The 21,200-nt window shown below is 60.0% G+C and carries 18 protein-coding genes and 1 tRNA gene; 11 read left to right on the top strand and 8 right to left on the bottom strand.

Annotation, left to right across the window (positions count from 1 at the left end; genetic code table 11):
• The first annotated feature begins 126 nt into the window (after positions 1-126).
• From bcsA to J5278_RS03745, 4 genes are read left to right on the top strand one after another with little or no spacing between them, the layout of a single operon-like run.
• Complete coding sequence (gene bcsA / locus J5278_RS03730; protein WP_257623397.1) at positions 127-2,337, top strand: UDP-forming cellulose synthase catalytic subunit; 2,211 nt, start codon at positions 127-129, stop codon at positions 2,335-2,337.
• Positions 2,334-4,664 carry a cellulose biosynthesis cyclic di-GMP-binding regulatory protein BcsB gene (locus J5278_RS03735; RefSeq protein WP_209182147.1) on the top strand — a complete coding sequence of 777 codons (2,331 nt, stop codon included), beginning with the start codon at positions 2,334-2,336 and terminating at the stop codon, positions 4,662-4,664. Before bcsA ends, J5278_RS03735 begins: the two co-directional genes overlap by 4 nt.
• On the top strand, positions 4,658-5,746 hold the full coding sequence (locus J5278_RS03740) for a glycosyl hydrolase family 8 (protein WP_209182146.1): 1,089 nt from the start codon (positions 4,658-4,660) through the stop codon (positions 5,744-5,746). The genes J5278_RS03735 and J5278_RS03740 overlap by 7 nt, the downstream gene beginning before the upstream one ends.
• A complete protein-coding gene (locus tag J5278_RS03745) occupies positions 5,743-7,500 on the top strand; it encodes a hypothetical protein (protein ID WP_209182145.1) in 1,758 nt (585 codons plus the stop codon). Before J5278_RS03740 ends, J5278_RS03745 begins: the two co-directional genes overlap by 4 nt.
• Positions 7,501-7,548: 48 nt before the next feature.
• On the opposite strand, the gene J5278_RS03750 is transcribed toward J5278_RS03745, so the two are convergent.
• From J5278_RS03750 to J5278_RS03765, 4 genes are all read right to left on the bottom strand, one after another.
• Positions 7,549-8,340 carry a YdcF family protein gene (locus J5278_RS03750; RefSeq protein ID WP_209182144.1) on the bottom strand — a complete coding sequence of 264 codons (792 nt, stop codon included), beginning with the start codon at positions 8,338-8,340 and terminating at the stop codon, positions 7,549-7,551.
• A gap of 59 nt (positions 8,341-8,399) precedes the next feature.
• On the bottom strand, positions 8,400-9,119 hold the full coding sequence (locus J5278_RS03755; RefSeq protein ID WP_209182143.1) for a YoaK family protein: 720 nt from the start codon (positions 9,117-9,119) through the stop codon (positions 8,400-8,402).
• Between the two features lie 97 nt (positions 9,120-9,216).
• Positions 9,217-9,624, bottom strand: a complete 408-nt coding sequence (locus tag J5278_RS03760) for a hypothetical protein (protein WP_209182142.1) — start codon at positions 9,622-9,624, stop codon at positions 9,217-9,219.
• Between the two features lie 271 nt (positions 9,625-9,895).
• On the bottom strand, positions 9,896-10,111 hold the full coding sequence (locus J5278_RS03765; RefSeq protein ID WP_142831543.1) for a hypothetical protein: 216 nt from the start codon (positions 10,109-10,111) through the stop codon (positions 9,896-9,898).
• Positions 10,112-10,367: 256 nt separating this feature from the next.
• Between J5278_RS03765 and J5278_RS03770 the strand changes: the two genes are divergently transcribed.
• From J5278_RS03770 to J5278_RS31480, 3 genes are all read left to right on the top strand, one after another.
• Entirely contained in the window at positions 10,368-10,952 is a 585-nt protein-coding gene (locus J5278_RS03770) for a dual specificity protein phosphatase family protein (RefSeq protein WP_209182141.1), read from the top strand.
• 262 nt (positions 10,953-11,214) lie between these two features.
• Positions 11,215-12,621 carry a glycosyltransferase family 39 protein gene (locus J5278_RS03775; protein WP_209182160.1) on the top strand — a complete coding sequence of 469 codons (1,407 nt, stop codon included), beginning with the start codon at positions 11,215-11,217 and terminating at the stop codon, positions 12,619-12,621.
• Between the two features lie 171 nt (positions 12,622-12,792).
• Positions 12,793-14,469 (top strand): flagellin, encoded by a 1,677-nt coding sequence (locus J5278_RS31480; protein ID WP_209182140.1) that lies wholly within the window; start codon positions 12,793-12,795, stop codon positions 14,467-14,469.
• 298 nt (positions 14,470-14,767) lie between these two features.
• Here J5278_RS31480 and J5278_RS03785 read toward each other — a convergent pair whose 3' ends face one another.
• Complete coding sequence (locus tag J5278_RS03785; RefSeq protein ID WP_209182139.1) at positions 14,768-15,181, bottom strand: cupin domain-containing protein; 414 nt, start codon at positions 15,179-15,181, stop codon at positions 14,768-14,770.
• A gap of 78 nt (positions 15,182-15,259) precedes the next feature.
• Entirely contained in the window at positions 15,260-16,222 is a 963-nt protein-coding gene (locus J5278_RS03790; RefSeq protein ID WP_209182138.1) for a zinc-binding alcohol dehydrogenase family protein, read from the bottom strand.
• 236 nt (positions 16,223-16,458) lie between these two features.
• On the opposite strand from J5278_RS03790, the gene J5278_RS03795 reads away from it, so the two are divergent.
• Positions 16,459-16,938, top strand: a complete 480-nt coding sequence (locus tag J5278_RS03795) for a MarR family winged helix-turn-helix transcriptional regulator (protein ID WP_142831567.1) — start codon at positions 16,459-16,461, stop codon at positions 16,936-16,938.
• Between the two features lie 88 nt (positions 16,939-17,026).
• Here J5278_RS03795 and J5278_RS03800 read toward each other — a convergent pair.
• Together J5278_RS03800 and J5278_RS03805 are read right to left on the bottom strand one after the other, a co-directional pair.
• A tRNA-Ala gene (locus tag J5278_RS03800) sits at positions 17,027-17,102 on the bottom strand.
• A 147-nt stretch (positions 17,103-17,249) separates the two neighbouring features.
• Entirely contained in the window at positions 17,250-17,639 is a 390-nt protein-coding gene (locus tag J5278_RS03805; protein ID WP_142831538.1) for a TIGR02300 family protein, read from the bottom strand.
• Positions 17,640-17,946: 307 nt separating this feature from the next.
• Here J5278_RS03805 and J5278_RS03810 point away from each other — a divergent pair, with 307 nt between their 5' ends.
• The 3 genes from J5278_RS03810 (at position 17,947) to rpsA (ending at position 21,124) form a co-directional block, all read left to right on the top strand.
• Positions 17,947-18,591, top strand: a complete 645-nt coding sequence (locus J5278_RS03810) for an FMN-binding negative transcriptional regulator (protein WP_209182137.1) — start codon at positions 17,947-17,949, stop codon at positions 18,589-18,591.
• Between the two features lie 26 nt (positions 18,592-18,617).
• Positions 18,618-19,250, top strand: a complete 633-nt coding sequence (gene cmk / locus J5278_RS03815) for a (d)CMP kinase (protein ID WP_209182136.1) — start codon at positions 18,618-18,620, stop codon at positions 19,248-19,250.
• A 173-nt stretch (positions 19,251-19,423) separates the two neighbouring features.
• Complete coding sequence (gene rpsA / locus J5278_RS03820; protein WP_142831535.1) at positions 19,424-21,124, top strand: 30S ribosomal protein S1; 1,701 nt, start codon at positions 19,424-19,426, stop codon at positions 21,122-21,124.
• Positions 21,125-21,200: the final 76 nt, after the last annotated feature.

The raw sequence follows: 21,200 nt of genomic DNA on the forward strand, positions 1-21,200 counted from the left end.
CTATAATTTTTAATCGATAATTTCCTGTTGAACGATCGGTTATTCTGGTCAATCATTTGTTAACACAAACAACTTGTTAACATATGAGGCGGCGTAATGAGTAAGATTGCGACATTTTTTCTATGGATGCTGAGTGCATTGTTTGCTGCATTCCTTATTACCCAGCCGTTGGGTAACTCGGTGCAGCTTTTTCTTTCTGTGAGCATCATTGTTGTTCTCTTGGTCATCAGCCTTTTGAAGCTAGATGGGATCTGGCGCCACATTTTCTTGGCTTTGGTTTCAATCGTCATTTTGAGGTACGCATACTGGCGTACGACAAGTACACTTCCCTCCATGGATGATCTGTACTCTTTCTTTCCGGCAATTATACTTTATCTCGCCGAGATGTACTGCGTCGTGATGCTCGCTATCAGCCTTTTTGTTATTTCTGATCCATTGGAGCGCGAAGATGCGCCACGGCTGAGCGACGAGGATGCCCCGAGCGTCGACGTCTTCGTGCCCTCCTACAACGAGAGTAGCGATATCCTGGCGCTGACGCTCTCGGCTGCAAAAGCCATGTATTATCCGCAGGACAAGCTGAAGGTTTTCCTGCTTGACGATGGTGGCACTGAACAGAAGCGGTTTTCCGACAATGCCGATGTCGCCGAGGCTGCGAAAGTCAGAGCCGCCATGCTCAAGGATCTCTGTGCCGATCTCGGCGTGACCTACATGACGCGCGCTGAAAACGTCCATGCCAAGGCCGGCAACCTGAACGCCGGACTGATGAACACCCATGGCGAACTGATCGTCGTCTTCGACGCCGACCATGCGCCGGAACGTAATTTCCTGCTCGAGACCGTCGGCTATTTCGCCAAGGACGAGAACCTGTTCCTGGTGCAGACGCCGCACTTCTTCTCGAACCCCGATCCGGTCGAGCACAATCTCAATACTTTCAAGACGATGCCGTCCGAGAACGAGATGTTCTACGGAAAGATCCAGAAGGGCCTCGATCGCTGGAATGCCTCGTTTTTCTGCGGCTCGGCGGCGGTTCTTCGTCGCGAAGCCCTGGAAGAAGTCGGCGGCTTCTCCGGTATTACCATCACGGAAGACTGCGAGACCGCGCTCGAATTGCATTCGCGTGGTTGGAACAGCGTCTATGTGGACAAGCCGCTGGTGTCCGGCCTCCAGCCCGAAACCTTCTCCAGCTTCATTGGACAGCGCACCCGGTGGTGCAGCGGCATGGTCCAGATCCTTCTGCTCAAGAACCCGCTGCTGAAAAGCGGACTGAGCTTCGCCCAGCGCATCTGCTACCTGTCCAGTGCCCTCTTCTGGTTCTTTCCCTTTGTCCGCGCAGTCTTCGTCATCGCACCGCTGCTCTTCATTCTGCTCAACATGAAGATCTTCGTTGCCTCATCCGAGGACTTCATCGCCCACACGATCACCTATCTCATCGTCAGCGAACTGATCCGCAATTATCTCTACGGCAGCGTTCGCTGGCCCTGGATTTCCGAACTCTATGAATATCTGCAGTCAGTCTATCTTTTCCGTGCCATCGTCGGCGTCGTGCTCCATCCGCGCAGGCCAACCTTCAACGTAACGGCAAAAGGCCAGAACACGACGGGCGAGCGCCTTTCCGAACTTTCGCTGCCCTATTTCGTGATCTTCGCCATCCTCGCCGGTACGCTCGCCTTCTCCGCCTATCGCTACAATACCGAGCCTGAAATCGGCAATCTGCTGCTGATCGTCGGCGCGTGGAACCTGCTCAATCTCATCATTGCCGGTGCTGCGCTTGGCGTCATTACCGAACGTCGCAACGATGTTTCCGGCATTGAACTGCCGTCCAAGGTCAACGTCGAACTGACCTTTGCCCAGGCCACTATCCACGGCGTTGTCAACAAGGCCTCCTCTGCCGGCGCCACTGTCACCTTGCCGAAGGGCGTCGCCCAGGCCATGCGCAAGGGCGACTACGGCAGGCTTTCGGTGGTCAAGCCGAGTTCAGGCATGATCGTCACATCCATGCCGATCACCGTCGCCGCGCAGCCGGCGCTCGACCAGCAGGTTCTGACGCTGAAATTCGATCCGGAACCGCATCACTACCCGGTCATCGCAGAATTGATCCTCAGCGATCTCAGCGATGTACGTGCGAACCGGTCGAGCAGACAAAAACGACGCAACATCATCGTCGCAACGGCCGTGCTGATGCGCTGGGCAGTGACCAGCCCGATCAAGGCTCTCGGATTGGCGATGGTCGGCGGTTCGGCAGGCGCCCGTCGCCAGCCGTCGCAGGACAAAGCTCCCGCCAACAACAACGTGGCCAAATCTTTCGTCGAAACGAACCTCAAGGAAGGTGCGAAATGAACTCCCTCGCTCGTTACAAGCTCGCCCTTGCCGGCGCTGCGCTCGCCGTGGTTTGCGACGCCTCGCTCGCCCATTCGCAACAAGCTTTTTCGCTGGGCACCGCACCTGCCGCCAACTCCTCGGACAAGATGTCCGTTGAAACCGACGACCGTAACCTTCGCCGCATTGGCGCCGACCGCCGGGGGATGTTCTTCAACGGGGAAAGCACCAGCAACGAATATCCGTTCTATGCGCTTCCCTCGGAAATCGCAGGCTCGGCTAAACTTGTTCTCTGGATGCAGACGGCAATTTCCGCTGCGCCGGAAAACTCCTCCATGCGCGTTTTCGTCAACGACCAAGATGTCGGTTCCATCAAGCTGCAGTCAGGCGCACCGTATCGCGTCGAGATGAAGGTGCCGAACGGCGTCATCCAGCCGGGCTACAATGCCGTCTCCATCCTTGTGGACCAGAAGCACCGCGTCGATTGCTCGATCGATGCAACTTACGAATTGTGGACGCAGATCGATCCAGAGCGCAGCGGATTTGTATTTTCCGAAGGCGGCAGGCTGATGGGCGACACGATGCCGGATCTGATCGCCCGCGGCGGCATGATCGATGGTCGCACCGCCATCCAGGGCTCGATCGCCCCCGGCGCAACCGGTACCGACTACAATCGCACCATCACGGCGATCGAAGCCTTGACGATCATCGGCAATTTCGACCGTCCTGCGGTATCGATCGGCCAGCAGGCGGCGGATGACCGCAGCATCGGCGTCGTCGTCGGAACCCGGGGCACCGTTGCCGAAATTCTGGGCCAGCAGGCAGATTCAATCCTCAAGGACGGTATCAACGTGCTGCCGGCCGGACACGGCAAGGGTCAGACCCTCGTGGTCACGGGCCGGACCGCAGCCGATGTCGATGCATCGCTTGAAATCCTCAAGGCCGAGGCGGAAAAGGGTCAGTCGGACGGGACCCCACAGGGGCTGAGGGCGCTGGCCAACAGCAAGGGTCGCCTGCTTTCGCCGGGCTCGACAGTGCCCTTGCGTAACCTCGGCCTGATTGCCGAACCGTTTTCGGGCCGTCTCTACAAGCAGCAGATCAACTTTTCGATGCCGTCGGATTTCTATCCCGGCGACTACGGCTCCCTCGTCCTGCACCTGAGCGCACAGTACGCCGCAAACCTTTCGCGCGATGCGGAGCTGATCGTGCGGGCAAACGATGAGACGGTCGCCGATATCAATCTCGGTTCCAGTCGCAGCGGCCTGATCGACGACCAGCGTCTTCCGGTGCCACTCAGCAAGCTTCGTCCCGGCGAGAATACCATCCAGTTCGAAGCCCGGCTTCCCGTTCCTGCCGACGTGACCTGCGATCCCGTCGGTAAGGGGGGAGAGGACCGTCCGCGCCTGCTGGTGCTCGGCAAGAGCTTCCTTGAGGTTCCGCAGTTCGCCCGCGTCGGCCGCTATCCGGATATTGCCGCCCTGGTCTCCGGCAGTGCCTTCGACGAGCGGGTGGGCAGTGCGCCGATCGCGCTTTATGTACCCAACCTCAACTCGACCGCGCTCAGTGCCGCCGCTTCGTTCATGGCCAAGATGGCTTATTCTTCCGGCCACATACTGCCGGTCAACGTCACTGCCACGGTGCCGGATGTTCATCAGCCGAATGTCATGGCGTTTGGCACGTTCAGCCAGCTTCCTTCCGATGTTGTGACGCCGACGGGCCTCGATCTTTCGACCCGCATTACAAGCCCGGGACCGGCCATCAATGCGCCGACGCAAGAGGTCGCGTCTGCTCTTTCGTTCCGCAATACCAAAGACACAGCGCCGGCCACAGGCACCGATGGCGACGTCACCGGGCAAATGCTGGGATATGTCGGTCAGATCAAGACTGTCCTGACCGATCGCGTCGGGGCGCAGATCGACAAGCTGCGCCACGAAGTCTCGGCCATGGGCCAGCCGGAAGAAGTCCGCTACCAGCCCAAGGCGGAAACCGCGCTGCTGATTGCACAGAAAGACATGAAGGGCGCTGCCGGCGTCTGGACTGTTGTCGCATCGCCATCCGAACAGGGGCTAACGGCAACCGTCGATGCCATCATGGACCGGTCGACCTGGACCCGGCTGAATGGATCCGTGCAGGCATTTTCGACGACCGGACAGGTCATCGACGAGATCGCGCCGAGCAAGGTTGCGCTGTTTCAGACCCAGCCTGCGAGTGCGGGTAATCTGCGGCTGATCGTTGCCGGCTGGTTTTCCCACCACGTACTGGAATACACGCTTGCACAGATCATCGCCGCACTTCTCCTCGGTGCCTCGACATTCCTGCTGCTGAAGCTGGGGCGTCCGAAATGGTGAAGGCAAAACTGCTGGTCAGGTCCCTGTTGATTGTCGGGACCCTGGCCGGCTCGGCGGGCATCAGTCACGGACAGGACGAAGGGCTGATCGCGGACGACCTAGTTACGGGATCGTGGCTTCTCTACCGGAGCGACTACATCACGCCTGAAGGCCGTGTGATCGATACCCGAGCCGGCGGGGTAAGCCACAGCGAAGGGCAGGGATACGGCATGTTGATTGCCGCATCCACGGGCGATCGCCGCATGTTCGATCGCATGTGGAACTGGACAAAGGCCAATCTCTATGTCCGGGGCGACGGATTGGCGGCCTGGCGATGGGATCCCAATGCGACCCCACGGGTCACGGACGGCAACAACGCCACGGACGGAGACCTGCTGATCGGCTGGGCGCTGGCCCGCGCTGCACAGAAATGGCAGGACGCAGCCTATGCCCGGGACGCCAAGGCAGTGGCCGAGGCCATCTCCAGCCGGCTGGTTATTGAGACGAGCTTTGGCAAGGCGCTTCTGCCGGGATCGAAGGGCTTCGGCGCCAACGACCAGCCGGATGGGCCTGTCGTCAATCTTTCCTACTGGGTCTACCCGGCCATCAAGGAGCTTGGCGATCTCTCGGCTGGGTTCCCAGCAACCCAGCTGATCGCAACCGGCCTGTCACTCACCAGGATGGCGCGCTTCGGTCCCGCCGAGTTGCCATCCGACTGGATATCGCTGAAGGGGCGGACACCTCAACCGGCAGCAGGCTACGCCGCGCAATTCGGCCAGGATGCCATCCGGGTGCCGATGTACGTGGCCTGGTTCTCAAGGGATTACCCCGACATTCTCGAGAAATTCAACGCTGCGTTCGAGCAGCGTAGCGGTGGCAAGCCTGCCGTCATCGACCTTGACACGGCGGACCCTGTCGCCGTGTTGCCCGACCCTGGATATCGCGCTGTCGTCGATCTCGTCGCTTGCAGCCTCGGCGCTGAGAAGACGGCCGTGCATGCCGCCGCTTTTCAGCCGACCGATTACTATCCATCGACCTTGCATCTCCTCAGTCTCATCGCACTTGCAGAAAGGTATCCAAGATGTCTGCCCGATCTTCAATGACAACAGTCCTGCTTTGCAGCTGCGCATTCTTGCTGCTTCCGAACTTCGCTCACGTCTCGACCACAAGCGCCGAGGATCTTGGGGCGGGCTGGGTCAACAGCGTCGTCCCAGCGGCGAAAAGCGCAAATGCAGTGATGCCGGATGCCGTTTCCAGCACGGTTACGCCCGCTGCGGCGACGAAGCCGATCGTACAACCCGTCATCCTGCCTGATGCGAAACCGCAGCAGTCGCAGGCGGTTATCGTCAATGTCGAGCCGGGTCAAAATCCGTTTGCGCCGGCCTCCGGCGCTGCATCGCCCGCGGCTGCCCCGGTGGTCAGGGCGCCTATGCCCCAGCAGTTTCCTGTCGGTAGCCCATCGGTCGCCGGTACTCCAAAAGACGTGACCGTTTCCGGACCCCAGCCCGGATCCTCGGAGATCAAGGTTGATGACACGGCGCTGCGCTACTATGCCAAGACCCGCGACCTGAAGCGGCTCGGCGCAGAGCTACGCCGGCTGAAAGGGCTTTACCCAACCTGGGAGGCGTCCGAAGACCTCTTCAGTGCACAAACGACGACCGTCAACGAACAGCCTTTGTGGGATATGTACGGAGCCGGCAATTTCACCGGCGTGCGCGCCGAAATTGCACGCCTGGCCAGCAGCAATCCGGAATGGAAGCCATCTGCCGACCTGATGACCAAATTGGCGATCGGCGAAACGCGCAAGCTGATCGACCGCATCTACCAGCAGGGCAACTGGGCCCAGGTCGTCGCCACGGCGCAGCAGCAGCCGCAGCTGCTGGCGTGCAGCGAAATGAACACGATGTGGCAGGTTGGCGAGGCGCTCGCAAAAACAGGCGACATGGCGCGTTCCTTCGACCTCTACAAGTATATCCTGACCCAGTGCGACGGAGCACCGGAACGGCTGGCCACCATGCAGAAGGCAAGCGCTCTGCTGCCGCCTGCGGGCGCCAATTCGCTGATGGCGTTCGCGCGCATCGGGCCTGACGGGACATCCGAGTTTGCCAACTTCACCTTCGACAATCTGCGCAAGGAAATGGGATTGATTGCCAGCGGCGATCATCTGGCGCAGAGCCCGACGGAGAGCGAGCTTCAAGCTTTTGGCGCGTATGTCCAGTCTGCAAAGTCCGCTGCCGATGCCGGCCTGTTCGGTTGGTATTACTACAGCCAGCAGCAGTGGCAGGCAGCCAATGCCTGGTTCGTTGCCGGCACGCGGTATGGCCCAGACATGAAAAATGTCGAAGGCGTCATCCTGACCTTGCGAAACCTGGACAAGGTTGCCGACGCATTGGCCCTGGCATCGCGCTTTGCTGACAAGTCTGACGACATACGCAAGGAATATATCGAGATCGTTGCGGGCGAACTGACTGACAAGGATTCGAAGCTGCAACTCAGTGAAAAGGACATTGCGACCTTCAAGGACCACGTCTTCGCCGCCAAGTCGGCGCTGGGCGCGCAGGCGCTCGGTTGGAAACTGCTGAAAGACAAGGGCACGAAGGAAGCACAACCGCTTTTCGCGCAATCTGTCGAGTGGGAGCCGACCGAGGGAGGCGTCATCGGCGAGGCGGTCCTTGCGAGCAGAAGCAAGGATTTCACCAAGGTTGCCGCACTGAAGCGCGAATACGCGGATCGCTTTCCGGGCTTGAACGACTTCAAGACCTTTGTGCCCAAGAAGCCGAAGCGCGTCGTCAGAACCGTTTCGGCAAAGCCTACACTACAAAAGCGCGTCGTCGGGTCGAAGAACTGGCCGTTCTGAGTGGCGACTGGCGTCGGATCAGGTTGGAAGCGGCGAATGCCTCCGCGCTCAGGGCGCCGGATAGAGGGCGGAGGTACGGCCTGTGAAATAATAGCCGGCAAGGCCGATCCACTCGCGCCCGGCAATGCCGAGGAGCTCGCTGTTGAGCGATGGCTGGGTTGCGTCTAGCCCCAGTGTGTCTTTGCCGCCCGAGCGATAGTCCACTGGCCAGGGGACGACCGGAATATCGAGTTTGCGGAAAATCCCCATTGCGCGCGGCATGTGGAAGCCGGAGGTGATCAGCAGGCAATCGCTAAGACCATTGCTGGCCAGCAGCGCCTTGGTGTTGACGGCGTTTTCGTAGGTTGTCCGCGAGCTGCGGTCCTCGATGAGGCGGGCTTTGTCGATGCCGAAGGCTGCAAACATCCGCTCGCCTATGATCGCATCGCCCTCGAGGCGGCCTGTGATGGTGCCGTCGCCACCGGAGATCAGGATGCGGGAACGGGGATATTTCATCGCCAGCCGGAGCGCTTCGACGAAGCGATCGCCGGCAGCATTGAGGTCGTAGCCGCCACGGCCGGTGGTGACCTCGGTAGCGAACCCGCCGCCGAGGACAATCATGCATTCGAGCGTGGCGGGATCGGCGACGGGGCGGGGGAAACGGTCTTCAAGGGTCTCGATCAGTACCGAGCCGGCCGAGGTGAACAGCGTGACGAACAGGATCGATACCGACAGCGCGGAGGAGACGATGCCCAGTCGATGGCGCCGGAGGAGTGCTGCAAGCAGCGCCACGAGGCCTAAAAAGAAGGCGAGCGACAGAGGCTGGCACAGGATCCAGACGAGTTTGGAAATCACGAACATGCAGGCACTCCGGCAGCGACGCGCCTTCCTAACAGATTTTACTGTGTGAAAAAGCCCTCTTAGGGCGCCCGTCCTGTAGCCAAAGCCTGGCGGGCGACGCGCTGCCGATAGCGGTGCTGCAGGGCAGGAGGGATGATGAGTGTCACAAAGGCGGCGATGAGCGCCATGACAGCCACGAACAGCAGGGCCTTTGCTGCAAATTGATGCACCAGCAACGCGCCGACGACGGCGCCGGCCAGCATTCCGATCCAGGGGACGATCTGTATCGTCCACGCGAAATCCCTGTCGCCGACCATCAGGCGGCCGATGCCGCGACCGAAACGCGACAGCGCACCGGTGACATAGGTCAGGCCGATCGGCAGCCCCTCGACATGTTCGACCGTCGCATTGATCATGCCCATCGCCAGCACCACGAGATAGAACTGCGTCACGACGTTGGACGGGGATGCGAAGGTGGAGGCGAGCGACAAGAGGACGCTGACCCACCCGAGAACGACGAAGGCCGGCCGGCTGGCGGCATGGGCGAGCACGACGCCGAGCGCGTTACCGCCGACGAAAATCAGGATTGCCGCCAGAAGCACGAGACCATGCCGGGTTTGGCCATTGCCTAGAGCGATGGCCGCCCTGGTTGTATTGCCGGTCATGAACGAGACGAAGTCGCCGCTCAGCACAAGGCCGACGGCATCCGTCATACCGGCGATGAAGGAAATCAGGCCGACGAGCGCAAGGCCCGTCGTCTTCCGGCGTATCTTGATCAAGCGGCGTCGATAGAGGGTCATGGCGTTTCTGCGGCTACGGGTGGTGCATGCTATTCCGGCCATGGTTGGGAGGCCAGAAGAAATTGCAGACGCGGCGCTGAGAACTGGGGATCGTCGGTCAGTCCTCGATGTGCACGTCTATGCGTTCGCCCGTTGTGCCATGGCCGTAGATATCGACCTTGATATGGACATCGCCGGCGACGATCCGTTCGGCCGCGTCGCCTTCGATCTCGCCATCGGCCAGCATCGCCTCCATGAGCTGGCGATTGGCGGGGCTGGCGAAAAAGGTATCGGTTTCGTCGTCGGCGTCCATCAGATGAAAGTGGTGATAATTTGCGCGATCCTGGCGAATAATCTGCCATGGCTCGGAGAGGCGGTCACCGTTCGAATTGATGATGTCGACGGCGCTGATAAAGGCCCGGTAGCTCTCGATGAGCTGGCCGCGGTCGGTCGAGATGGAAGACTGCGCGCCGACCGGCAGCGTCAGCACAGTCGAGAACAACAGCGTTGCGGCAAAGAGCTTCATGATTTCCCCCTCGAAAGACCATGCGTAATGCATATGCAACCGGAAAGCCATCGGCGGGACATGTCCTCCCGCTGGCGCAGGGCAAATGCGGCCAGATGCGGTGTTTGCCTTGAGGGTGGAACTATAAAGTGAGGCCGCCACCTTCGACCTTACGGTGTGCGGGCGACGGCCTCGGGCCCGACCAAAGGCCTATAGGGATACGCCCTTCGCGCTCAATTAGTTTCAGCGGTTTAACTGTTTTGCTGCTTCCGCGTCAGGATGCCGGCAGACGTCAATCCTGGCCGCGACCGCGAAAGGCTTTCGGTGTTTCGTTTGCCTCGTGGCAGCGGGCGAGTGTCTCGAGCCATTCTCCGAGAGCTGCGGGTACCTCGACGGCGCCGACCTCAAGCGCTTCGACCCAGGACAGATCGCATTGCAGGGCACTTGCCAGGTTGATGGGTGTCCAGCGGATATGCAGCAGACACTCGTTGAAGCGGGCAGGCGTCATCAGTCGGTCCTCCGTGAGGTTGTTGATAGCGATTCGGTCGTGGAAACCCCGGCCCGACCCGCAGAACTATCGATAACCGATCCGTGCGGCATGAGCATGGATTATTCATGTCGCAGTTTGCCCGAAATGCCGGAGACGACAGTCAAGCATGCACAGCCAGCAATGACATAAAAGCTTCGTATTATCTTTAATCTCTTGTTGGATTCGGTGGCTAGCCTGCGGAAAGGTGCAGTAAAAAAATAGCATCGGGGAAAGAATGGCAATTCTCGGACGTATTCGTAAAATAATGCGCTATGCGGTTGCCTGTTTTCTAGTTGGCCTCCTGTTTTTCGGCGGACATCTCGCCTTGCTGCAGGCAACGGGAAATTTCCACACGGTGATCCCCGGCCAGTTGTACCGCTCCGCGCAGCCCTCGGGTGCGCAACTCGAGAGCTATGTTCAACAGTACGGCATAAAGACGATCGTTAATCTTCGCGGTAGCAACGACCAACCATGGTACCGGGAGGAGACGGCCGTCGCCCGGCGTCTCGGTGTGCAGCATATCGATTTCGGCATGTCGGCGACGAAAATCCTGACAGTGGACAAGGCCGTTGCACTGATCGACATCATGAAGACAGCCCCAAGGCCGATCCTGGTGCATTGCATGTCCGGCGCCGACAGAACCGGCCTGTTTTCGCTGATCTACAGCTACGAGGTCGCGGGTGTTCCCGAGGATGTTGCGGAATGGCAGTTGTCCGTGCTGTTCGGACATATCGGCGTTCCATATCTGTCAGCCAGCTTCGCCATGGACCGCAGCTGGAAGGATCTCGAGCATCATCTTGACGTCAGGGAAGGCGGCTGAATTCACATGCTGCTGGACGTTTTGCCGTCTGGTTGTAACATTGGATTGCTAATAAGGTCGGCAGCAGCAATCTCCAGCGGTTTACTCTATGTTTTCTCACATTCTCCGGTTGGCGACCGGTCGTGGCGTGCCATCTGACTATGCCGACCGGACGGTCGATCGTGCCGCCGGGAATGACGTTGCTCTACCGGCGGATTGGACCGTAGCGCCCGCAGCGCCGTTCTCGATTCCGTCGTTATCGATCCATTCTGCCCTTCTCGTCATGGTCGCACTTACCTTGTGGCGGATCGTGACCCTTTCATTCGATACGACGGATCTATTCGTCGACGAGGCACAGTACTGGCTATGGTCGCAGAGCCTCGACTTCGGCTATTATTCGAAGCCGCCGATGATCGCATGGATCCTCAGAGCGATGTCGGAGATTTCCGGCTCGAGTAGCATCTTCTGGATCAGGATCTGCGGGCCGCTGCTGCATCTCGCAACCGGGCTGGCGCTGATGCAGGTCGCATTGCGGCTGTTCGACAGGGAGATCGCTGCCTGGGCCGGCGTCACCTACATCACACTGCCGGGTGTGGCGCTGTCGTCGGTGTTCTTCTCGACGGATGTGCCGCTGCTGTTTTTCCTCGCGGTCGCTCTTGCGGCCTACGTGGTGCTGACCGGCAGGCGTTCCGTGACGATTGCCGTTGCGCTTGGCCTTGCCGTTGCAGGCGCCTTCCTGTCGAAATACGCGATCCTGTTTCTGTTGCCGGGTGGCCTGATCGCAATTGCGTGCGTCCCAAGGGCGCGCATCGCGTGGCGCGACGCATGGATCGCTGTGGCTGTGGCCAGTGCCGGCTGCCTGCCAAACATTTGGTGGAACCTCGAAAACCGGATGGTCACCGTCAAGCATACCGAGAATATTGCCCACTGGGGACGGCTCAATCCGCACCTGTCCGGCGGGCTGGAATTTTTCGGTGCCCAGTTCGGCGTGGTTGGACCGATCGTGTTTGCGGCGATCCTCATCGCCAGCTACCGGGTGCTAATGCGGGGAGGCGAGTGGCGCGAGCAGATGCTGGTCTGGCTGTCCTTGCCGATCATAGCACTGATCTCCCTGCAGGCGACCCTTGCCAAGGCCTATGCCAACTGGGCGGCCACGGCCTATGTCGCCGGCACGCTGCTCGCCGTCTGGACCCTGCGGCGCGTCTGGCCGCAGGGCCTCAAATGGTCGTTGCTGCTGAACGGGACGGTATCCTGCCTGGTGGCAACGGCGCCGGTGTTTGCCATTCCCGTCAGCGAAAGCGGCGCTTCTATCGTGCTGGATCGCTATCTTGGCCGCAGCAAGGTTAGCAACGATGCTGCCGCACTCGCCCGGACGCTCGGACTGAGGGATATCGTCAGCGACGACAGGGATATTCTTGCCGACATGTTCTATACGTTGCGGGGGCGGGGCTATAGCATCTACGCCAGCGGCGATCCTGATGCGCCGCAGAGCTACTACGATCAGAAGTTTCCGGTGCCGAAGTCCCTGCACGGGTCCGTGCTCTTCGTGTCGACTCATCCGAACGTGTGTCCGACCGGACCTCAGGCGCCGGCGGCGACATGGCAACCGCATACGGGCAACTATCGCGGCAAGACGATCTATGCCTACAGGCTGGATGCGTCCTGTCTGGCCACCGGTGGCAGCCTGTAGGCCGACAAAAGGCGCGATATGCCCTCGGGTGGCCTTCGCATCGGCTATATCATCCAGTTTCCCCGTACTTCATTGGAAGTTAACACAAATTGGCGATTCTGCATCTTATGGCTGCATGATGCTCCCTTTTTCCAAAACTATTGATTTTTTGGTTCGATACCTGGGGGTTGTATGTCGTCGATCAAGACGAACCTGTCTGCGATGGCGGCTTTGCGGACGCTGGGGAGCGTTACGCAACAGCTGACCTCAACGGAGAAGCGTGTCTCCTCCGGTTTGAAAGTCGCTTCCGCATCCGACAATGCCACCTATTGGTCCGTTGCAACCACCATGCGTTCGGACAGGGGTGCGACGTCTGCCGTGGCCGATGCGCTCGGCGTGGCATCTGCCACCGTCGACACTGCCTATGCCGGGATGACGTCGGTGCTCGATACGCTTTCCGCATTCAAGGCAAAGCTGGTGACGGCCAAGGAAGGCAGCGTCGACAAGAGCAAAGTCCAGGATGAACTGGATCAGTTGAAGCAGCAGGTCGCAAGCGTTGCCACCAGCGCCAGCTTCAACGGCGTCAACATGCTGAGCTACAGCCAGGCGGCAAACCTTAAAACCACCAATTCGGTAACGACTTCGGTTCCGGCGGCCTTCGTCCGTTCCGCCGACGGCACGGTGTCCATCAGCGATAGCGACATCGACATGACGAAGACCCTCCTCTTCAACACAGGTGGCGGCGGGTTACTGCAAAGCGACAGCGACGCGCTGGGCCTTGCCACCCTCGGCAGCTTTTCCGGCGGCAGCATCGGCGCGGTGGCCGGCCATCAGGACTTCAATTTCATCGGCGCGCAAACATTCGGCGCCAGCGATGCCGTTTCCTTCGACCTCACGCTGGATGCCAGCGACGCGTCTGCCGGCAACAGCTATGCAATCACCATCGATAGAAGCGTCGTCACGGCGGCTCTCGGCGCTGCGGCAAACGGCAAGATCGCGAACGGACAGGACATGGCAGCGGTGCTCAACAAGGCGTTCCAGCTGGCCGGCGCACCGGCCTCCTCGGGGGGCGGAACCTCGAGCTTTGAAATCGCCACGCGGCACGCAACGGGCCTTGCCGGCTCCAGCGTCTCCACCAGCAATCTGGTATCCAGTCTCAGTGGCGGGTCGGGCCTGGGCCTGGAGAGTGCGCCAACGGCGTCGGTGCAAAATGTCTATCCGCAGGTCGATTTCAGTTTCGGAAGTCGCTTTGCAGTTCCGGAAGGCCAGTCGTTCTCTTTCAGTTTCGCAATAGACGGCAGTTCGCAGCAGACCATCAGCGTCGACCGCGCCACCGTCGATGCAGCACTCGGCACGTCTGCCAACGGGATCGTTTCCACGGCGGACGACATGGCGGCCGTGCTTGGTGCTGCCGGCCAGCAGACGGGACTTCTGGCAACCGCGAGCGGCGGGTCGGTCACGCTGTCAGGCGACAAGGCCCGGTATCCGACGGCCGGTGTCGGCATGACCGTCTCTGCGCCACAGAAGCACACCGCCGGTGCAATCGACTTCAATTTCACCGATATCGACATCACCACCGCCGGGGCCGATGTCGACTATTATATCAGCGGCCTCGATGCGATGCAGAACAGGGTGACGGCCGCCGCAGCACTGCTCGGCTCGCTGCAATCGTCGATCGGCGTCCAGTCCGACTTTGCCAAAACGTTGATGGATAGCATCGATCGGGGCGTTGGCCGGCTTGTCGATGCGGATATGGAAACCGAGTCGTCCAAACTGGCGGCGCAGCAAACCCAGCAGCAGCTGGCCGTGCAGTCGCTATCCATCGCCAACCAGGCGCCGCAGAGACTGCTGTCGCTTTTCCGCGGCTGATGCACATACAGCCGATGCGGCAGAACAGCCCATTCCGCGAATATGTAAGATCAAGCAAACGTGAAGCCATATGCCGGCTATCGGGCGCCAACCAGCGCGCGAAATGTACATTCGTCAGCTTCGGCTCATTTTAGCATGGCATTCGAATGTCTCGCCTCTGCCCCACACAGGCGAAAAAAGCGCAAGAGCCGTATCTCTTCGCTCGAGGCTGACGACACCCCCCGGATTCGTCAGCCTCTTCTTTGTTCTGCTCCGAGTGAGCTCATGCCGGCCAAGTCAAGCATCATTTCTGGATCGCCTAGCGCGGGACAAGGTCCTCAAGATGCGGCAGCAGGACGACGCTTTCTTTCTCATTCGGATCGGTTCGGGCTATGACAACCGTCGCTGCCGTATCGCTCAGATTGGCGGGCAGATGCGGGACGCCTGCGGGGATGTAAAACATCTCGCCCTGTCGCACCACAACATGCTGTTCCAACTGTTCGCCAAACCAGCACTGCGTCTCGCCGGAAAGTGCGTAGATCGCCGTCTCGTGCTCGGCGTGCAGATGTGCCTTGGCCCGTCCGCCCGCCGGAATAGTCAGCAGATGCATGCAGATCCGGGTCGAGCCGACCGTCTCGGCGGCAATCCCTTCAAAATACTCCAATCCCTGCTTGCCGGCATAGGTGGTTTCCGGTCGGACAACGCGGCATGTGGGCTTAGACAAAGCATTCATTTGACGTCGCTCCCTAGTCTTTAAGTTCTGGGTGCCGATGGGCCTCTGATCTTTTCAATCCGACCGGCGAGCTACACTTCAGCCGGAGCCGGACATCGTAAATACCGTGCGGCAAGTGCTTTCGTCCAGCGGATATGCCTCGTCGAATTCAGAGAAGGGAACGGGTTTGAACGCGATCTGGAACCTGCCTCCTGCCGCTGCTTTCAAGACTTCGCCGAGGACGTGCAGGAAGCGCTTGGGGGGCACGCTGCCGATCCCGCTGCCCATCAGGTCGATTGCGGACGACCGCAGGATCGATGCGGAAAGATCGATATCCGAACCCGCGATTGAACCGACCTGGACAAACCGCATTGGCGCCGGGCTGGTTTCCGCCTTTGTGGACAGAATCGCTTCCGCGCTCTTCCCCCAGAGGTAGTCGATAACGACGTCCACGCCGGAGCGAAGCTCCTGTCTCAGGCTCTCCTTGAATGCTTCCTGATCACCGCTGAGTGGAATGATGACATCGGCACCGAGCGCTTCTAGTTCGCGCAGGCTGTCCTTGTTTCCACGGCCTGTGGCGATGACCTTCCGGGCGCCGAGATGCTTGGCGATCTGGATGGCCAGCCGCCCGGATGTCCCGGTTGCGCCGTTGACCAACACAGTTTCGCCGGGCTGCAATCTTGCGCGTTCGCTATAGGCTGCCCATGACGACATACCCGGATTGGCGATTGCTGCAGCGGTCAAGTCATCGAGATCATCGGCAAGCGGGATGCATTGATTGGCGGCAATGACGGCCACATCAGCCAGCGCGCCGACAGGGGGACGCGGCAGCACGAAGTAGACGCGTTGCCCGTCATCCAAAGTCCCCACACCGTCAATGCCCACGCCGAAGGGAAACTGGCCGACAGCACTGTAGTGATGCCCGGATGCCCGGCTCTTGGTAACCTGGCTGACGGCCGAGGCAGTGACTTTGACGCGGACTTCGCCTGCGGAGGCAACGGGTTCCGGAATGTCTGTCAGGATGGGCGGTTGCCCGGAAGCTGTAACGATCGCGGCTTTCATAGATTTTGTCCTTTGATTGTGCCGGGGCTATCTCGGCCGGATAAGCACTGAGGGCCGCGGCCCAACGCCGAGTGCGGCGCCCGGGGGGCTTCCCGATTTCGGCGTCGCTGAAGACGCCGGGTCATTTTCCCACGAGATAGCGCGCATTGGTGAACCCTGTTTAGCGCAGGCGGCAAAACGATTTGTCATCGGCACTCAATTGCGTGTATTATGCATGTATCAGAGGGATTGCTACGATGTCAAATAAAAACGTGCATAATACACTTAATGGAAAAGTTCTCCGCGAACTCCACGGCGCGCTGCTCGATATTGTCAGCGTGATGAACCGTCCTCAGCGGGACGAGGCCATGGTCAAAAAGGCAGGAATCTCGCTTGATCGCGCTCTTTTCCCACTGCTCGTCATGATCGAGAGGCTGGGACCCATAGGTGTCATCGAATTGGCCGACCGGGTAGGACGGGACTACACCACCGTCAGTCGCCAGGTTGCCAAGCTTGAGAGCCTCGGGCTGGCCGACCGCAAGGAGAACCCTTCCGACCGCCGATCGAGACAAGCCACGATCACCGCTGCCGGCAAGGCAATGACCGACCAAGTCGACCTGGCCCGGGAGAAAATTGGCCGGGCAATCTTCAGCACATGGGCAGAAGAGGACGTCGCCAATCTCGTACGCCTGATGCGACAACTGGCAGATGCGATGAATGCCGAATTCGAGGATTGATCAGGCGAGATCCGGTCCGCCTGCGATGATCGCGGTTGGCGGAATGATGAAATTGCGATGTTGTGAATGATTTGTTCTTGGGAAAATTTGGTGGAGCTAAGCGGGATCGAACCGCTGACCTCTTGCATGCCATGCAAGCGCTCTCCCAGCTGAGCTATAGCCCCATCGAAATGGTCCGGTCTGGCCGGCCTGGGTCCCCGTGGAGCGCTTCGCTCGTTGGGGTGGCGGCTTATTACGTCTGGTAAATTCAGATAGCAAGCCGAAAAATCAGGGCCCGCGCACTTTTCTTTGCGCGGGCCGGAGCGGGTCGATCAGACCTCGTCGTCATCGCCCGTAACGCCGATGATGTCGCTCATATCGTCGTCATCGTCGTCTTCGTCGGGCGCCAGGAATGTGTCGTCGTCATCGTCGTCGCCGTCGATCTCGACGTCGTCGTCACCGATATCCGGGATGTCGTCGCCAGCGGCGGCTTCGTCGGCTTCTTCCAGCGAAACCAGTTCGACTTCGGGGTTTTCAACGTCGACTTCCGCGACCTCTTCCTCTTCCGGAACTTCCTTCACGGCAGCTGCGGTTTCCTCGAAGAAAGACAGGGGCCAGGACTTGCCGCTGTAGGGAGAAACCACTGGGTCCCGGTTCAGGTCGTAGAATTTCTTGCCGGAGTCCGGGTCGGTCCGCTTCGTTCCAAGTTCCGCTTTCGCCACTGTCATAGCCTCGTGAATGGCCGAAGAGATATTCGGCAGTGCCGTGCAAGCCGGCGTTTCATAGGGAAATTATTAGCCGGTCCCCATAGTCGTTATGGCCGTTTCTGTCAAAGCCTAACTTCGCCAAAGGCCTTTCCGGGCTCATCGGAATGCCCGCAAAGGCTTGAAATTTGCTCTTATCGAGCGGTCGCGCTCCTTCATAAAACCTTGGTTGATGACTGGTCGGCAACGGCCAAACCGTGATAAATCGCGCCACGTTTGCCGCGTCGTCCCGCACGGCCGGATGCACACTTCGCCAAGGGTTTCCATGTACCAGCCGCCGCATTTCCGGGAAGACCGCATCGATATCCAGCACGGGCTGATCCGCGCCCATCCGCTCGGGTTGCTGATCTCCTCGGGCGCCGATGGTCCGGTTGCCAATCCCATACCTTTTCATCTCGATCCGTCCTTTGGTAGCAAGGGCCGGCTGCAGGCGCATGTGGCGCGCGCCAACGGCCAGTGGCGGGAGATCCGTGACGGCGCACCGGTGCTGGTCGTCTTCCAGGGGCCGCATGCCTACATCACCCCGTCCTGGTACCGCACCAAGCAGGAAACCGGCAAGGTCGTGCCGACCTGGAATTACGCCATCGTTCAGGTGCGCGGTCCGGCACGGGTCATAGAAGATGGCGCCTGGATCCGCGCCCAGGTCGAGGCATTGACCCGCGACCAGGAAGGACCGCGCGCAGAGCCCTGGGCGGTCGGGGACGCACCCGACACTTATATTGCGTCCCAGATCAAGGGCATCGTCGGCATTGAAATCGACATTGCCGAGATCGACGGCAAGTGGAAAGTCAGCCAGAACCGTTCTGAAGCCGACCGCAATGGCGTCGCGGAAGGGTTGATGGCCGAGCCGGACGTTGCGAACGACGCGGCGGCCATGGCCGCCATGGTAAGCGAACGCGGCACGCCGTGAGCAATCTTAGACAGCAGGAGCAAGGCATGATCATCGCCATCGACGGGCCGGCCGCTGCCGGCAAGGGAACGCTGTCGCGCCGGATTGCCGAGACCTATGGCTTCCACCATCTCGACACAGGCCTGACCTACCGCGCGACGGCGAAGGCGTTGCTCGATGCCGGCCAGCCTCTGGACGACGAGGCGGTGGCCGCGGCCGTGGCGGCAGGGCTCGACCTCAACGCGCTCGACCGGTCGGTCCTGTCGCGCCACGAGATCGGCGAGGCGGCCTCAAAGGTTGCCGTCATGCCGACGGTGCGCCGGGCGCTGGTGGAGGCGCAGCGGCAGTTTTCGCGGATGTTGCCGGGCACCGTGATTGACGGCCGCGATATCGGTACCGTCGTCTGCCCGGAAGCACCGGTGAAATTCTACGTGACGGCATCGGCCGACATCCGCGCCCGTCGGCGGTTTGACGAGATCGTCGCGAATGGCGTCACAGCGGATTACGAGGCGATTTTCGAGGACGTGAAGCGGCGCGACGAGCGCGACATGGGAAGGGCCGACAGCCCTTTGCGTCCCGCTGCAGACGCGCACTTGCTTGATACGTCGGAAATGAGTATAGAGGCGGCGTTTCAGGCGGCTAAAACCATCATCGATGCTGCCCTGAACCGACATGCCTGAATTAAAGTCGGCGTCACGTGGTTGCCACGGGGCGCTTTTGCATCAAGCAAAGCCTGGGTTTCCGTCCCCGCGCCGGATTGTCCTCTTCGAGAGGGCGGACTGGATCCAGGTTCATCAGAACAACCCACCGGCGCCCAGTGTCCGAGACCATCCGGGACACGCCAGGAGATTTTATGTCTGTAGCTGCCACCTCGCATGAGGATTTTGCCTCCCTGCTCGAAGAGTCTTTTGCCAAGAACGATCTGGCTGAAGGCTACGTTACCAAGGGTATCGTCACCGCCATCGAAAAAGATGTTGCGGTTGTCGACGTCGGCCTTAAGGTCGAAGGGCGCATCGCGCTCAAGGAATTCGGCGCCCGCTCCAAGGGTAGCGAACTGAAAGTCGGCGACGAAGTCGAAGTTTACGTCGAACGCATCGAAAATGCGCTGGGCGAAGCCGTTCTGTCGCGCGAAAAGGCTCGCCGCGAAGAGAGCTGGGTCAAGCTCGAAGCCAAGTTCGAAGCCGGAGAGCGCGTCGAAGGCGTGATCTTCAACCAGGTTAAGGGCGGCTTCACCGTCGATCTCGACGGTGCCATCGCCTTCCTGCCACGTTCGCAGGTAGACATACGCCCGATCCGCGACGTCACGCCGCTGATGCACAACCCGCAGCCCTTCGAAATCCTCAAGATGGACAAGCGTCGCGGCAACATCGTTGTCTCGCGTCGTACCGTTCTCGAAGAATCCCGCGCTGAACAGCGTTCGGAAATCGTTCAGAACCTCGAAGAAGGCCAGGTTGTCGACGGCGTCGTCAAGAACATCACTGATTACGGTGCGTTCGTCGACCTCGGCGGTATCGATGGTTTGCTGCACGTGACCGACATGGCATGGCGCCGCGTCAACCATCCGTCGGAAATCCTGTCCATTGGCCAGCAGGTCAAGGTTCAGATCATCCGCATCAACCAGGAAACCCACCGTATCTCGCTCGGCATGAAGCAGCTCGAGTCGGATCCTTGGGATGGCATCCAGGCCAAGTATCCTGAAGGCAAGAAGATCTCCGGCACCGTCACGAACATCACCGACTACGGTGCATTCGTCGAACTGGAACCCGGCATCGAAGGCCTGATCCACATCTCGGAAATGTCCTGGACGAAGAAGAACGTACACCCCGGCAAGATCCTGTCGACGACGCAGGAAGTCGAAGTGGTCGTTCTCGAAGTCGACCCGACCAAGCGTCGTATCTCGCTTGGCCTCAAGCAGACTCTCGAAAACCCATGGCAGGCCTTTGCCCATAACCACCCGGCCGGCACTGAAGTCGAAGGCGAAGTCAAGAACAAGACCGAATTCGGCCTGTTCATCGGCCTCGACGGCGACGTTGACGGCATGGTGCACCTCTCCGACCTCGACTGGAACCGTCCAGGCGAACAGGTCATCGAGGAGTACAACAAGGGTGACATGGTCAAGGCCGTGGTTCTCGACGTCGACATCGAGAAGGAGCGTATCTCGCTCGGCATCAAGCAGCTCGGCAAGGACGCCGTCGGCGACGCAGCTACATCGGGCGAACTCCGCAAGAATGCGGTTGTCTCGTGCGAAGTGACCGCAGTCAACGAAGGCGGCATTGAAGTGAAGCTCGTCGAGCACGAAGACGTTTCTTCGTTCATCCGTCGCGCCGACCTGTCGCGCGATCGTGACGAGCAGCGTCCTGAGCGTTTCTCGGTCGGTCAGATCGTCGATGCCCGCGTCACCAACTTCTCCAAGAAGGACCGCAAGATCATGCTGTCCATCAAGGCGCTCGAAATCGCTGAAGAGAAGGAAGCCGTCGCACAGTTCGGTTCGTCCGACTCCGGCGCTTCGCTTGGCGACATCCTCGGCGCGGCTCTGAAGAACCGCGGCGAATAATCTTCGCAAGTCTTGCTGAATTAAGAAACCCGCCGGAGCGATCCGGCGGGTTTTTTTGTGCCCGCATATAGGCTGG

Origin of the sequence: Rhizobium sp. B21/90 (assembly GCF_019355815.1) — a bacterium.
GTDB lineage: Bacteria > Pseudomonadota > Alphaproteobacteria > Rhizobiales > Rhizobiaceae > Rhizobium > Rhizobium rhododendri.

What these genes read in the sequence shown, in the direction of transcription:
- rpsA (WP_142831535.1), top strand. Translation starts at nt 19,424, where the DNA reads ATGTCTGTAGCTGCCACCTCGCATGAGGATTTTGCCTCCCTGCTCGAA.
- J5278_RS31480 (WP_209182140.1), top strand. Translation starts at nt 12,793, where the DNA reads ATGTCGTCGATCAAGACGAACCTGTCTGCGATGGCGGCTTTGCGGACG.
- J5278_RS03765 (WP_142831543.1), bottom strand. Translation starts at nt 10,111, where the DNA reads ATGACGCCTGCCCGCTTCAACGAGTGTCTGCTGCATATCCGCTGGACA.
- J5278_RS03750 (WP_209182144.1), bottom strand. Translation starts at nt 8,340, where the DNA reads ATGTTCGTGATTTCCAAACTCGTCTGGATCCTGTGCCAGCCTCTGTCG.
- J5278_RS03795 (WP_142831567.1), top strand. Translation starts at nt 16,459, where the DNA reads ATGTCAAATAAAAACGTGCATAATACACTTAATGGAAAAGTTCTCCGC.
- J5278_RS03760 (WP_209182142.1), bottom strand. Translation starts at nt 9,624, where the DNA reads ATGAAGCTCTTTGCCGCAACGCTGTTGTTCTCGACTGTGCTGACGCTG.
- cmk (WP_209182136.1), top strand. Translation starts at nt 18,618, where the DNA reads ATGATCATCGCCATCGACGGGCCGGCCGCTGCCGGCAAGGGAACGCTG.
- J5278_RS03810 (WP_209182137.1), top strand. Translation starts at nt 17,947, where the DNA reads ATGTACCAGCCGCCGCATTTCCGGGAAGACCGCATCGATATCCAGCAC.
- J5278_RS03785 (WP_209182139.1), bottom strand. Translation starts at nt 15,181, where the DNA reads ATGAATGCTTTGTCTAAGCCCACATGCCGCGTTGTCCGACCGGAAACC.
- J5278_RS03745 (WP_209182145.1), top strand. Translation starts at nt 5,743, where the DNA reads ATGACAACAGTCCTGCTTTGCAGCTGCGCATTCTTGCTGCTTCCGAAC.
- J5278_RS03755 (WP_209182143.1), bottom strand. Translation starts at nt 9,119, where the DNA reads ATGACCCTCTATCGACGCCGCTTGATCAAGATACGCCGGAAGACGACG.
- J5278_RS03775 (WP_209182160.1), top strand. Translation starts at nt 11,215, where the DNA reads ATGGTCGCACTTACCTTGTGGCGGATCGTGACCCTTTCATTCGATACG.
- J5278_RS03790 (WP_209182138.1), bottom strand. Translation starts at nt 16,222, where the DNA reads ATGAAAGCCGCGATCGTTACAGCTTCCGGGCAACCGCCCATCCTGACA.
- bcsA (WP_257623397.1), top strand. Translation starts at nt 127, where the DNA reads ATGCTGAGTGCATTGTTTGCTGCATTCCTTATTACCCAGCCGTTGGGT.
- J5278_RS03735 (WP_209182147.1), top strand. Translation starts at nt 2,334, where the DNA reads ATGAACTCCCTCGCTCGTTACAAGCTCGCCCTTGCCGGCGCTGCGCTC.
- J5278_RS03740 (WP_209182146.1), top strand. Translation starts at nt 4,658, where the DNA reads ATGGTGAAGGCAAAACTGCTGGTCAGGTCCCTGTTGATTGTCGGGACC.
- J5278_RS03770 (WP_209182141.1), top strand. Translation starts at nt 10,368, where the DNA reads ATGGCAATTCTCGGACGTATTCGTAAAATAATGCGCTATGCGGTTGCC.